The 13,190-nt window shown below is 65.8% G+C and carries 13 protein-coding genes; 8 read left to right on the top strand and 5 right to left on the bottom strand.

Annotated features, from left to right (window positions below; translation table 11 throughout):
• Positions 1–23 precede the first annotated feature (23 nt).
• Entirely contained in the window at positions 24–1,388 is a 1,365-nt protein-coding gene (locus HK401_RS03960) for a DUF6636 domain-containing protein (protein WP_181273389.1), read from the bottom strand.
• A 60-nt stretch (positions 1,389–1,448) separates the two neighbouring features.
• Between HK401_RS03960 and HK401_RS03955 the strand changes: the two genes are divergently transcribed.
• Genes HK401_RS03955 through HK401_RS03945 form a run of 3 tightly spaced genes read left to right on the top strand, consistent with a single transcriptional unit; the run spans position 1,449 to position 3,254 of the window.
• Positions 1,449–2,360, top strand: coding sequence for a L,D-transpeptidase family protein (locus tag HK401_RS03955; RefSeq protein WP_181273388.1), 912 nt, complete (start codon positions 1,449–1,451; stop codon positions 2,358–2,360).
• A gap of 6 nt (positions 2,361–2,366) precedes the next feature.
• The gene (locus tag HK401_RS03950) at positions 2,367–2,954 is read left to right on the top strand and encodes a hypothetical protein (protein ID WP_181273387.1); all 588 of its coding nucleotides are present in this window, start codon (positions 2,367–2,369) and stop codon (positions 2,952–2,954) included.
• A 3-nt stretch (positions 2,955–2,957) separates the two neighbouring features.
• The gene (locus tag HK401_RS03945; protein ID WP_181273386.1) at positions 2,958–3,254 is read left to right on the top strand and encodes a DNA gyrase subunit A; all 297 of its coding nucleotides are present in this window, start codon (positions 2,958–2,960) and stop codon (positions 3,252–3,254) included.
• Between the two features lie 95 nt (positions 3,255–3,349).
• Here the strand turns inward: HK401_RS03945 and HK401_RS03940 are convergent, their stop codons facing one another.
• Both HK401_RS03940 and HK401_RS03935 read right to left on the bottom strand, forming a co-directional pair.
• Entirely contained in the window at positions 3,350–4,009 is a 660-nt protein-coding gene (locus HK401_RS03940; RefSeq protein ID WP_181273385.1) for a Rossmann-fold NAD(P)-binding domain-containing protein, read from the bottom strand.
• Positions 4,010–4,086: 77 nt separating this feature from the next.
• The gene (locus tag HK401_RS03935) at positions 4,087–5,796 is read right to left on the bottom strand and encodes an N-acetylmuramoyl-L-alanine amidase (RefSeq protein ID WP_181273384.1); all 1,710 of its coding nucleotides are present in this window, start codon (positions 5,794–5,796) and stop codon (positions 4,087–4,089) included.
• Positions 5,797–6,025: 229 nt separating this feature from the next.
• Between HK401_RS03935 and HK401_RS03930 the strand changes: the two genes are divergently transcribed.
• Positions 6,026–6,919, top strand: coding sequence for a DUF817 domain-containing protein (locus HK401_RS03930; protein ID WP_181273383.1), 894 nt, complete (start codon positions 6,026–6,028; stop codon positions 6,917–6,919).
• Between the two features lie 80 nt (positions 6,920–6,999).
• Positions 7,000–9,729, top strand: a complete 2,730-nt coding sequence (locus tag HK401_RS03925) for a penicillin acylase family protein (RefSeq protein ID WP_181273382.1) — start codon at positions 7,000–7,002, stop codon at positions 9,727–9,729.
• 26 nt (positions 9,730–9,755) lie between these two features.
• Here the strand turns inward: HK401_RS03925 and HK401_RS03920 are convergent, their stop codons facing one another.
• On the bottom strand, positions 9,756–10,955 hold the full coding sequence (locus HK401_RS03920; RefSeq protein ID WP_181273381.1) for an alpha/beta hydrolase family protein: 1,200 nt from the start codon (positions 10,953–10,955) through the stop codon (positions 9,756–9,758).
• 165 nt (positions 10,956–11,120) lie between these two features.
• On the opposite strand from HK401_RS03920, the gene msrB reads away from it, so the two are divergent.
• Entirely contained in the window at positions 11,121–11,597 is a 477-nt protein-coding gene (gene msrB / locus HK401_RS03915; RefSeq protein WP_181273380.1) for a peptide-methionine (R)-S-oxide reductase MsrB, read from the top strand.
• Positions 11,598–11,601: 4 nt separating this feature from the next.
• Positions 11,602–12,243 (top strand): GNAT family N-acetyltransferase, encoded by a 642-nt coding sequence (locus tag HK401_RS03910; protein WP_181273379.1) that lies wholly within the window; start codon positions 11,602–11,604, stop codon positions 12,241–12,243.
• Between the two features lie 19 nt (positions 12,244–12,262).
• On the opposite strand, the gene HK401_RS03905 is transcribed toward HK401_RS03910, so the two are convergent.
• Positions 12,263–12,739: a MarR family winged helix-turn-helix transcriptional regulator gene (locus HK401_RS03905; RefSeq protein ID WP_181273378.1), complete on the bottom strand. Its 477-nt coding sequence runs from the start codon at positions 12,737–12,739 to the stop codon at positions 12,263–12,265.
• Between the two features lie 154 nt (positions 12,740–12,893).
• On the opposite strand from HK401_RS03905, the gene HK401_RS03900 reads away from it, so the two are divergent.
• Positions 12,894–13,148, top strand: a complete 255-nt coding sequence (locus HK401_RS03900) for a hypothetical protein (protein WP_181273377.1) — start codon at positions 12,894–12,896, stop codon at positions 13,146–13,148.
• Positions 13,149–13,190 lie beyond the last annotated feature (42 nt).

Below are 13,190 nucleotides of genomic sequence, written 5' to 3'. Positions count from 1 at the left end.
ACACCGCCCGGCCCCGGGCCGACTCACTTGAGGAAGTCGACCGAGGCGCGGCGTACGTTGAATCCGATTCCGGATTCGTCAGACTTGCATTCCATTCCCTCTTCGGAGGAGGTGCAGGTCATGCCTTCGGCTGAGATCGAATCGCCGTACCCGAGGACCCGGGCGGGCCCATCGGTCTCCGGTGCCTCGACGCAGGAGAATCCGGCGCCGTCGTTGTTGGCCACGACGATCGCACCCCAGTCGTCGAGTGTGCAGTCGTCGGGCTTCTGCGGCGGCGAGTAGTCGTAGTCCTTGATCACGCAGCGGGCACGCTCGGAATCGATCGTACACGCGATGTTGCCCGAGGGTGAGGTGAAGGTCTCCTCGGCGACAGGCGGTTCGGAGCTGGCGGAGTCGGACGGCTCCGGATCATCGGTCCGGCCGATGGAGGGGTCGTCGCTCGGGGCCGCTGTGGTCTCGTCGGGGCCCTGAGTCGAGTCCCAGACGATGTATCCGACGATGCCGAGCGCGAGGACGAGCGCGAGAACGGCGAGGATCCACAGCCATGCCGGAACCTTCTTCGTCTCGGAGCGCCGACCGTAGGGATCGTTCGGTCCCCCGGGGCCACCAGGACCACCAGGGCCGACAGGCCCGCCCGGCCCGCCGGCGCCGTACCCGGCCACGGGTGCGGCCGCATAGGCAGGAGGACCGCCGGCAGGCTGGTAGCCGCCGGAGCCCGTGGGCTGGTAGCCGCCGGAGGGGTGGCCCCCACCGCCGGCTCCGGGGTAGCCGGGGCCGGCCGGTGGCTGTTGGTGCCCGCCCGGGGGGAGACCGGCGCCTGCCGGTTGCGGGGCACCGGGCGCGGCCTGCGAGTTCTGTGCCTGAGCAGCCGCTCCGGCGGCACCGAACTCCGCTCCCCACTGCCCCTGATGCGGGTGCGGCGGTCCGGACCAGTTCGAGTCCTGCGGCTGTCCGGACTGTGCCGCTGTCGGCATATCACCTGACCGGGCGCGTGCCTGCGCCGAGTCCTGCGGCGATCCCGTCTGCGAAGACGGGGCACCCAGCGGGTTCCACTGCTTGGGCGCCGACGGCTCTTCGGCAGCGGCGATGTCATCGGAATTCGCCTTCCGGGGCGCGGCGGGAAGACCTCCCGTCTCGTGACCCTCGGCCGCGGCGAGCTGGCGCAGCTCCTCGAGGCTGAGGACCTCGGTGGCTTCAGAGCCGTCGGAGTCGACCATCGACCGCAGTCGACGCAGCTCCTCGGAGGTCAGTGCTTGGGTAGAGCCATCCGCGGGCGCCGATTCGTCCTGGCCGATGAACAACTGGGTTGTGATCGATTCCGGAGACTCCTCGGCCGGCTTCCGACGCCCGGGGCGCGGAGGATGGTTCGGCACAGGTGGAATGCTCATGGGGTCATTTTCGCATAGTCATTACCGGTGGGTTCTCAAGGTTCGTGAGAGGATGACCTCATGACCAGTGGTGTCTTTCGGCGCGGTGGGCTGACCGCCGTCGTCGTTCTTGCTCTCATGCTGACCGCCTGCGGCACCGATGCCGGCGGCGGCGGAGGCGACTCGACAGACGCCGATTCCGCGGCGTTGGCCGCACCCGCGCAGCAGACGAGCTACGGTGATTTCGCCGCTCCCGCTCAGTCTTCCCCGTCCGGCGGAGGATCCGATGCCGCGACGACTTCGAGCGGCTCGGGTTCGGGCAACGGCTCGGGCTCAGGCAGCGGCTCGGGTTCGAACCAAGGCTCCGATTCGACAGCGGACTCCGACGCAACGGGTCCGGCTCATTCGGTCCCGGTCCCGGGGCTGGCGAAGGAGTATGCCGATCAGATTCCGCAGGAGACCTCCCAGGTCCTCGTCGCCACGTCCCCGAATGCGAAGTCGGAGACGTCGACGCTGAGCTTCTATCAGTTCGAGGACGAGAAGTGGACGAAGCTCAAGACCTTCTCGACCCACAACGGCAGCAACGGCTGGCTCAAGGACAGGCGCGAGGGCGATAAGACGACCCCGATCGGCGTGTTCACGCTCTCCGACGCTGGCGGCTTCAAGGCCGACCCGGGCACGAAGCTGCCCTATACGCAGGATGACCGTCTGCCCTCCTCGGCGACGGTGGCCTACGGTGCGGACTACGACTCCGTCTTCGACTACATCATCGCCATCGACTACAACCGGAAGCCGGGGACGGCGCCGACCGATAAGACCCGCCCGCTGGGCTGGGACAAGGGCGGCGGAATCTGGCTCCACCTCGACCATGATTCTGGGACCAACGGCTGCGTGACCCTCAAGGAAGCCGACCTCAAGTGGATTCTCGGCACGATCGATCCCGACGCCCACCCGCGCATCGCGATGGGGCCGGCGCCCGAAGTGGAGAAGTAGGCCCGCGTGCGTCGCCTCGTCATCTCTCTCGTCCAATCGATCAATGGCTCCTTTGCGCAGGACGGCTGGTCGACCGGAGTCTCCACCGACGCCGACTTCCGGAACTTCATCGCCCTTCGCCGAGGCGCGAGTGCGATCGTCATCGACCGTCGCACTGCGCTCAATCCGCAGCTGCCCGTCGTCAACACCCCGGGCAAGGCCCTCGAACACACCCCCGTGCACGTACTGACCGAATCCGACCCGGTTCCCTTGCAGGCGGCCCTCACCGAGGCGGGACTCGACTACCGTGCCCGCAGTTTCACCCCCGACACCATCGCCGAGGTGGTCGAATCCCTGGCCACTGCCACTCCTCCGGGAGGAGCGGGCACCTCTGATGCGGGCTACGTGCTCTGCGAGTCGGGCCCGAATCTCGCTTTCCGACTTCTCGAGTCGTATCCAGCCGCCGAGCTGCATCTGAGCCTCAGCCCCCGTTATATCCGGAGTTCCGGCAGCCATTTCTCCCGGCTCAAAGCCGATATCGCCCTGCGGGTGACCGATGTCCGCACCGTCGACGATCAGATCTTCATCCGCTACGTGAAAAACGAGAGGCAGTGACCCATGGACGGTCGAAACGATGAAGAACAGTCTCTGCTCGAAAAGATCTCGATCCTTGAGGGCTACCGTGCAGCCATTGAACGACGCCGAGAGGTTCTCGACCTCCTCGAGACTGCGCCGAACCCGGAATCCGCTGCCGATGAACTGAGCACGATACTGGGCATCAACGACCTGCAGGCCAATGCAATCCTCGACCTTCAGCTGCGGCGACTGGACAAAAGCAGTCGCGAGGGGATCATCGCCGAGCTGGAAGAAGGACAGCGGCGCCTTCGTCTGCTACGAGACAGCCGGCAAAACTGAGGACTTTTCCGCCGCAGAACGACCGGCCGAGTCGGGACAACATCGGTGACAAGGTCGAAATCTCCGTGACGACGCCGATTCCTCGCTGACGCGGCCTACTCGGGTGAGATCTCGGAGCTCAGTTCGACGTCGCCGGGATTGCTGATGATCCGTGCGGCCGACGCGGCCACCTCGGCGATGCCGATCGTCTCCACTCCCCCGGTCAGGTCATTGCGATCGTCGCCGTCGATCGGCGCTATCACCCTCAGCTCGCGGAAGTCGACGGCGTCCGTCTCCGCCTCGGCGACCCGCAGCAGCATGTTCTGAGCGGCACCGAACACGCTGATCGCCCCCGAACCGATGCAGGCTTCGACGCTGGCGACACCATTGAGTGCGAGGTGGACGATGCGTGTCTTCCCTGCTTCGGACAGCAGCTTCGACACTGCGCACGCGGAGAAGTGTCCCCGCAGGTAGGAGCCATAGTCTGCGTCGAAGGACTCGATCCCCCGCTCGAGCATCGCCTCGTCGACGTACCACCCGCCCACCGCGGCGATCACCGCGTCGACGGGTGGGCCGGACCGAGTCCGGATCGCCTCGGCGGCCTTGTCCGGGTCGTCGACCCAGTCGGGCAGGACGATCGGCTCGTAGGGCACCGGCCCGTCCGGCTGCGAGCGCACGACTCCGCTGATCCGATGACCGCCGATGTCCCCGTCGCCGAGGTGCTTCGCCAACGCGGTTCCCACGTGCCCCGAGGCACCGAAGATGAGTATGTGCATGCTCCCGAGTCTAGGGCTCATGAGTCGAGACGGCCCATGAGCCCCATTCCCGGTCCCCGACTATCTCGCGAGGACTACTAGCCTGCGTAGACCTTGACTCCTTCGCCCTTCTTGTACGTCATGTAGCCGTGCTCGAAGTTCTGTCGGGTCTTGCCCTTCGACGAGAACTCGCCGCTCGTCGGCAGACCGAGGCTTCCGCGCTCTCTGCCGGTGCTCCTCCACTTGCTGAGCAGGTCGCCCCGCAGCGCATGCCCCTTCGTCTTCGTAGACCAGGTGATGATGCCCTTCTGGAACTTCTGGTAGTGCGCGCCCTTCGTCTTTGCGAAGGTCTTCTCGTCTCCGGTGGGGAATCCGAGGATTCCCTTCGTGTAGCCGGCCCGCTGATACCCGTTGCGGATGCCGCCCTTGTTGAGGTGGGCGCCGGTCTTCGACGACCAGTACACGGTGCCTTTCGCGAATCGCTGATAGGACCCGTTCGGATTCTTCAGCGACCCTTCGACGCTGCGGGCCTCGCCGGTCTGCGACGAGTGAGCACGGAAGTACGTGCCGATCGCGCCCTTGACCGGATATCCGCCGACCTTCGACTGCATCGTCTTGGCCCCTGAGCGAATGGTGCCGAGCTTGTTGTAGAACGCCGTTCCCGGGCATTCGGTATAGCTCGTGTCGCGGTGTCCCGAGACCACCTTGAGCGAGACCTTCTTTCCCTCCGGGTACTTGCTCGTTCCGCCGCCGCCCGAGGTCAGCGTCATCGACCCGGTCGGGTTGAAGCCGTACTGGTTGGCCTTCCACGCGATGAGGCGCTTGACGGAGTTCTGGGCTGCGGTGCTCGGTGCCGCGGAGGTGTACGTGCCCAGCACACTGATGCCGATCGTCGAGGAATTGAATCCCGAGGCGTGTGCTCCGGTGACGGCGAGGTCGATGCTCTTCGCCCGCCCTTCGTACATCGTCCCGTACTTGTCGACGAGGAAGTTGTAGCCGATGTCGCACCAGCCGAGCTGCTGCGTGTGATACGCGAGGTACCCGCGGATGATGCCCGGAGCCTGAGCCTTCGTGTACGTGTTCGACCCAGCCGTGTGGTGGATGAACACGCCCTTCGCCGAGGCGGTCTTGTCCGTCGCACAGCGCACGAGCTTCTCGTCGGCGCCCCATTCCTTGCGTGTGACGATGTTCGCCTTGAGCTCATGATGGGCGACCTGCGGGGACAGCACCTCCGGCGCCTTCTTCGCGACCGCGGTGTCGGCCTTGGTGACTGGAGTGGCGACGGTGGTGACCTCGAGATCGTCGGTGCCGTTCGTCGCGCCCGTCGAGCGGACTTGGACCTTCGATGAGTCGACCACGGGCACGGCCGCCGAGTGGACCGTGGCGTCCCTGACGGGCAGCTGCCGACCTTCGGCCGACCGGGGATCGGGTCCGCCCTCGTCGTCGACCGGCAGCTCCTCCCAGCTCGACCAGCCGTCCGCGTCGCGGTAGCGGATCTCGAGCTCGGGATCGTCTCCCGTCCAGCTCGCGCCCACGATGTTGACCTCATCGTCGTCGAGCGTGATGGCTGTGAGGTCGTCCGGCTCGGTCGCATAGGTCTTCGTCGTCGACCCCGCGCTGCGGGTCACCGTCGGGGCGTCCTTCGAATCGGAGCCTCCGCGAGCAGCCTTCTCGTTAGAGGGTGCCGGCGACGCTGCGCCTCCGTCTCCGAGAGAGGGCCGGGCCTGTGCGGACGCGGCCGAGGGAAGAGAGGCAGCGAGCAGGGCTCCGGCGAGCGCGGCGGCAGAGAGTCGTCGGGTCAGGGTCATGGGTGTTCGGTCCTTTGCATCGTGCCCGTCTCCGAGTCCGCCAGTGGACGGGACGAGTCATCATCACTACTTGCTCAGCGTAGAGAGAAACTCCCCGCGAGAGAAGAGAACTCGCAGAATTCGTGAGGAATTCTTTCAGCCTTCGCGCAGTCGTGACACGGGTGCGTACCGGCGGCCTCACCGGCCCGGCCGCGATAGAGTGCTGACACGTCGACCGCACGAAGGATCCATGGCAGAGAACTCTGAGCTCACCCGACTCGAATGGTTGCTCGATCGGATGGCGAACCGCTGGCTGGTCGGCATCCCCGCAGGCATCCGCGAGTTCCTCGCCTTCGGGATCAAACAGGCGTGGGCGTGTCTCTTCGGCGCCCTCATGCTCACGGCCATCATCGGCACCTCCCTGCTCTACCCCGACGACGCCCCACTGGCCCGCAACGACCTGCTCGTCATCCTCGCCGTCCTCATCCAGGCCGGTATGCTCCTCGCTCGCCTGGAGACCGGCAGAGAACTCATCGTCATCATCGTCTTCCACATCGTCGGCACGGGCATGGAGATCTTCAAGACCGCGGTGGGTTCGTGGGACTACGCGACCGGAGGCGTCCTCCATATCGGTGCCGTTCCCCTGTTCACCGGTTTCATGTACGCTTCGGTCGGCTCCTACCTCGTCCGTGTGCATCGACTGTTCGATCTGAGATTCAGCCATTACCCGCCGAGGTGGCTGACCGCGGCCATCGCCGCCGCCATCTACATCAATTTCTTCACCCATCATTTCGTCCTCGACCTCCGTCTCGTCCTCGTCGCCGCCACCGTCATCGTCTACGTCCGCTGCCGCATGCATTTCCGCGTGCACCGGATCACGCTGTCGATGCCCGTGCTGCTCGCCTTCGTCCTCGTCGCATTCTTCATCTGGCTGGCGGAGAACATCGGCACGGCCGCCGGGGCCTGGCTGTATCCGAGCCAGGACGACGGGTGGCACATGGTGCCCCTGACGAAGCTCGTGGCCTGGTTCCTGCTGATGATGATCTCCGTCGTCCTCGTCACCTTCGTCCACCGACCCAGACCTCCGGAGCCGGAGTCCACGTCTCCTGCGGGCCCTGACGAGGCGCCGCCGACACCCGCGTGAAATCGGCGGAAACCCCCGGTCACCACGGTCGACGCTGATACTGTGAATCCCAACGATTGTGGACGTGGAGAAGGAGACTCATGGCAGCACCCGGTGCGCAGGAGGAGAGGGAACCGAGTGCATTGCTCAGGGTGCTCCGACCATCAAGGGGCTCGCACCTGCCGGTGAGCGCACGCGTCATTCTCCGCGTGATCGCCGGGATCGTCGTCCTCGCCCTCATCCTCGCTCTCATCGGCGTCTTCTTTGTCCGCCGGTCCTTCCCCACCACTGACGGTGAGATCTCTCTGCCCGGACTCGACGGTCCGGTCACCGTCCATCGGGACGAATCGGGTGTTCCGACGATCGAGGCCGAGACCGCCCATGACCTCTTCCTCGCCCAGGGCTTCACACACGCTCAGGACCGTTTCTGGGAGATGGACTTCCGCCGCCATGTGACCTCCGGGCGGCTGTCCGAACTCTTCGGGAAGTCTCAGCTCGAGACCGACACCTTCATCCGCACCCTCGGCTGGCGGAAGGTCGCCGAGCAGGAGGTGAAGAAGCTCGATAAGCAGAGTCTTGCCTACTACCAGGCCTACGCCGACGGAGTGAACGCGTACCTCAAGGACAAGTCCCCCACCGAGGTGTCCCTCGAATACGGTGTCCTCGGCCTCCAGAACGGTGGGACCGAGATCGAGAAGTGGACACCCGTCGACAGCGTGGCCTGGCTCAAAGCCATGGCTTGGGACCTGCGCTCGAATCTCGAGGACGAGATCGACCGCGCAGTGCTGACGTCGAAGCTCGACGACGATCAGGTCAAGGATCTCTTCCCCGACTACCCCTATGCCACGCGCCCGACGATCATGGGCGGCATCGCAGGGCAGAAAGCCGCGAAGAGCGGCCAGGACAAGGTTCGCGCCCCCGCGCCGGGCGGCACACCGACATCCGGCGGCTCCCCTGCCCCGAGCGACTCCGCTGCGAACTCGACCGAGGGCGAGGCGAATGCAGGCGGCTCCGTCACTGATGCCCCGTCACCGGCCGACGACAGCGCCCAGATCGATGACCTCCTCGATCTGCGGGAGCGCGTCGCTTCCCTCCCGCAGCTGCTGGGCATGAGCAGCGACGACATCGGGTCGAATTCGTGGGTGATCTCCGGAGAGCATACGAAGACCGGCGCGCCTCTGCTCGCCAACGACCCGCACCTGTCGCCGTCGATGCCCTCGGTCTGGTACCAGGTCGGGCTGCGCTGCAAGGAAGTCACCGAGGCCTGCCCGTTCGACACCACCGGGTTCTCGTTCTCCGGACTGCCCGGCGTCGTCATCGGCCACAACCAGTCGATCGCGTGGGGGCTGACGAACCTCGGCGCCGACGTCACGGACCTCGTCGTCGAGAAGCTCCGCGACGGAACGGTCGTCCACGACGACGGCGACGAACCCGTCCGGACGCGCAAGGAGACGGTGAAGGTCGCCGGAGGCCAATCCCGAGAGATCACGATCCGCTCCACCCGCAACGGTCCGCTCGTCTCCACGCTCGACGGCAGCTACCGGCGCGCCCTCGACGCCGCCACCGGAGCGGACTCGACGGACACGAAGTCGGGGCCGGCGAAGGAGCACTACGGTCTCGCCCTCGACTGGACGGCACTGCGTCCGGGCACGACCGCCTCGGCGATCTTCGCGATCAACAAGGCCACGAACTGGTCCGAGTTCCGGCAGGCGGCGAAGAAGTTCGACGTGCCCTCGCAGAACCTCATCTACGCCGACGTCGCCGGCAACATCGGCTATCAGGCCCCGGGGATGATCCCCCGCCGAGGTGACACCGACGGGACGCTGCCCCGGCGCGGCTGGAAATCCGCCGAGGACTGGCAGGGCTGGATCGACTTCGACGACCTGCCGAGCCTGTACAACCCGAAGCGAGGTTGGATCGTCACCGCGAACAATCCCGTCACCGCTCCCGGTGAGGCAGACGAGCTGACCAAGGACTACGACTACGGGGACCGGGCCAGACGGATCACGAAGCGGATCAACGACGCCGTGGCCGAGAACAGAAAGCTCACCGCCGCGGACATGTCCGTGATCCAAGACGATGACCTCAACCCGTTCGCCGCGAAGCTCGTGCCGGCGGCCGTGAAGATCCATTCCCACGGCGATGAGGACATCCTCCGGGCGAAGAAGCTGCTCAAGGGCTGGAACGGCCATGATGCCGCCAGCAGCGCCGGAGCTGCCTACTTCAACGTGCTGACGAAGAACCTGCTCGACCAGACGATCACGCAGAAGCTGCCCAAGGGCGTGGCACCGGCAGGAGGTTCGCGCTGGTACCTCGTGCTGTCGAATCTGCTTGACGATCCCGATTCCTCGTGGTGGAAGTCCGAAGGCGTCGACAGTCAGGACGATGCGCTGCGCAAGGCGATGAAGGACGCGTGGACGGAGACCGAGGACCTGCTCGGTCCCGAGCCGGTGACCTGGCGGTGGGGCATCCTGCACCGGCTGACGATCCGCAACGCCAGCCTCGGCGAATCGGGGATCACTCCGGTGGAGAAGCTGTTCAACCGCGGACCCTACGAGGTCTCGGGAGGTTCGGGAGTCGTCCACGCCACTGGATGGGACGCTTCGGTCGGATACGAGACGAACTGGGTGCCCTCGATGCGGCAGATCGTCGATCTGTCCAACTTCGACAGGTCGAATTGGATCAACCTCACCGGCGCCTCGGGGCACGCCTACCACCCGCACTATGACGATCAGACGAACGACTGGGCGGCGAACGTCAATCGGCCCTGGCCGTACTCGCCGCAGGCCGTCGACGCGGCGGCCGAGGAGACGCTCACCCTCGAACCCTGAGGAGCGCGCTCCAACCCCGAGGGGGCTCAGGTCTTCGGCAGGATCTTCGCTTCGAGGAAGTTCGCGACATCGTCTTCCCAGCGCACCGGGTCGATGTTCCATTCCTTCGTGTGGTGGGCCTTGCTGTAGGCGGGCATCGTCACGAGATCGCGGCGGACGGAGGCCAGTGCGTGCGAGGGCCCCGAGGGGACGAACTCGTCGTCATCGGAATGGATGAGCAGGACGGGCACGTCGAGCTCGGCTGCCCGGGTGACCCAATCCATCCGGTCGAGGTCGAGCGGGGTCTCGAGCCCGGTGATGGGCCGGGCCCAGGGCTGCGTGATCATCTCGAGGGTGAGCTTCGCGACCGGGGTCGGCAGCAGGTTCCGCCGCGCCTGCCCGTCGAGCACGTTCACCCAGTCCACGACGGGACCGTCGAGGACCAGCGAGGTGACGTAGCGGCGATTGCGTCCGCGTGAGGCCGCCTGCAGGGCGATGGCTCCGCCCATCGACCACCCGAAGAGGACGACGTTCTTCGCCCCCTGTGACACGGCGTAGTCGATGGCCGCATCGACGTCGATCCATTCGGTGTCGCCGAGTCCGTAGCGGGAGGTGGTCTCCACCCGTACCTCGGCGTCATTGCGGTAGGACATCGCGATCGCGGGCACACCCAGGGTGTTGAGCACGCCGGCGGCGCGCAGCCCTTCGGCGCGAGTGCTCGCCCGACCGTGGATGAGGATCGCCCATGTCTCCTGCGGCTCCGGGTGATCGGTGGGCAGCAGCCATGCGGGCAGACTACCGGCGTCGGAGACGATCTCGATGTCCTCGAAGTTCACCCCGGCGGCCAGCGGATCGGGGTAGACGACCCCGGTCCAGCGTCCTCGCCAGGCCCGGCGGATGTCTCCCTTGGTCACGGAGATGATCTCACGGGAGACGGTGCGCGAGCGCGGATCGTATTCGACGATGTCCCCGATCACTGCGTGACCGGAGCCCTGGTTGAAGTAGAGACCGTAGGTGCCGGGCACCGTCGTCTCCTCATCCGCCGGTAAGTGGATGCGCATATTCGGAGGGAAGCCGTCGATGTGGAGGATGTCGAGTTCTTCGGGAGCATTCTCCGGAACCACGATCCGACGAGCGAAGTAGGCGGCCAGCCCCGAGGACGCCACCGAGATCAGCGCGCCGGCTCCGGCGCCGATGCCGACAGCGGCCACCAGCAGACGGGTGGGGAATTTCGTCTCGCGGACCATGAAAACCTCCTGGGTTCATTGTTGCCTAAGGAATGAGCAGGAGCCAAACGCTGTTGTCCCACACAGAGGGACGAACGCCCGTGTCAGGAGTCGGTGGGACAATGGATTCCACACGCACACATGCGTCCGTTCGCTCAGAACCGTCACTGCACACCGGAGGTCACGATGACACAGAACACGAACGCAGCACCCCAGACGGCGGGCGCCGAATCCGCTGGATCGAACAGCGCTGCGACCGAGTCGGCCGGTCCGGAGATCCGCTGGCAGGACGTGCTCTCCCCCGAAGAGTTCGCCGTCCTGCGTCAGGGCGCGACCGAACGCCCTTTCACCGGCGAGTATAACGACGAAACCGCCGTTGGCATGTACCAGTGCCGGGCCTGTGGGGCCGACCTGTTCCCGTCCGAGACGAAGTTCGCCTCGCACTGCGGCTGGCCGTCGTTCTACGCACCCTTGGCCGAGGATCGAGTCCGCTACATCCGCGACTCCTCCATGGGCATGGAGCGCATCGAGGTCCGCTGCGCGAACTGCGATTCCCATATGGGCCACGTCTTCGCAGGTGAGGGCTATGACACCCCCACCGATCAGCGGTACTGCATCAACTCGATCTCGCTCAAGCTCACCACCGCCGATGCCCAAGGCTGAGGGAATGGGGTCCACGACCGAGACGAAGCAATCCGCCGAGGCGGGCAATTCCGTCCAGCCGGTGAGATCCGCAGAGGCAGCGCGATCCGCCGAGGCGGCCCCGACCGATTCGGGCATCCCGTCGCGAGTGACCGTGGGAACGGCCGAGCCGATCATCCGCACCTTCGCGGAGCTGACGCCCGTCGAGCTCTACGGGATCCTGCAGCTGCGATCGAGGGTCTTCGTCGTCGAACAGGAATGCGTGTTCCTCGATCCCGACGGTGTGGATGCACTGCCGGAGACCCTGCACGTGTTCTACCCGCGACCGGCGCAGCCGATGCGCGACACTCATGGATCCGAATTCGGCCGCGACTTCGGGCCCTGGGCCTATGCGCGGCTCCTGCCCGCCGACGTCCCCGACGGTCCGGCGGCACGACCGGGCGCCCGGAGCATCAGCCGGGTCATCACCCATCCCGATGCGCGCGGCCGGGGATGGGCCAGAAGACTGCTGGCCGACCTCATCACACGCTGGTCTGACCACGATCTCACCCTCAACGCGCAGTCCCATCTCGAAGGGCTCTACGGGTCGTTCGGGTTCACACCGAGTGGTCCGCGCTTCCTCGAGGACGGGATCGAACACACCCCGATGGAGCGCCTCGCCAACTGAGCAACCGCCACAGCTCGGCTCAGTGCACCTCAGCCTCGGCGGCGTCGACGGAGGCGATGATGCGCTGCATGACGGCATGCAGCTCGCGCACTCCGTCGACGTCCATGCCGAGCTTCTTCATCATCGTCCCCGGAATCTCCTCCGCGGTCGTCCGCAGCTCGGCTCCGGTGGAGGTGAGCGTGACTTCGACGATCCTCTCGTCGTGATCCGACCGCGTCTTCGTCACATATTCCAGGGTCTCAAGACGTTTGACCAGCGGCGAGACGGTGGCGGGTTCGAGCCGCAGGAGGTTCGCGATCTCACGCATCGTCAGCTTCTCGTGCTGCCATAGGGCGAGCATGACCAGGTACTGCGGATGGGTGAGATGGATCGGATCGAGCACCGACCGATAGGCGCCGATCACCCCTCGTGATGCGACCGCCAGTGCAAAGCAGATCTGACTTTCGAGCGCCAGAGGATTCTCCAGTGGTTCCGTCGTCCCCTCGGATCCGAACATCGCTTCTCCTTCGCCTCTGCCCATCGGCTGCCGCCGCACCGATGCACCGCACTGCCGACAATTAGTTAGTGCACTAACCATTAGTGTACACTGTCCGTAGATTCAGCCTTCGTCCACCAGCCCGTTCCGCGCGCCTCGTCGATAGGACCCACCCATGTCGCCCGCCTCGCAGACACCCCCTGACGGTTCCGACCGCTCTTCTCGCGCAACCCGGGACTCGCAGCGCGGAGTCGGCTGGCTCAACAACTTCTTCCGCAAGATCATCGGACCCGCACAGGTCGACAACACGCGGCCCGGCGGCTACTTCGAAGACGAGTCCCTGCGCCACCAGCAGCTCGACGCCATGGGTCTGGAGATGCGCACCGACGCCAACGGCCATTCCTATGTCGTGAAGAAGACCACCGACTGACGGCCGCCGACTGACGAACGCCGGGTCACGAGGCCCCGGACA

The sequence above is a fragment of the Brevibacterium oceani genome, from assembly GCF_013623835.1.
GTDB classification, from domain to species: Bacteria; Actinomycetota; Actinomycetes; order Actinomycetales; family Brevibacteriaceae; genus Brevibacterium; species Brevibacterium oceani.
This window is presented reverse-complemented; position numbering and strand designations above follow the sequence as displayed.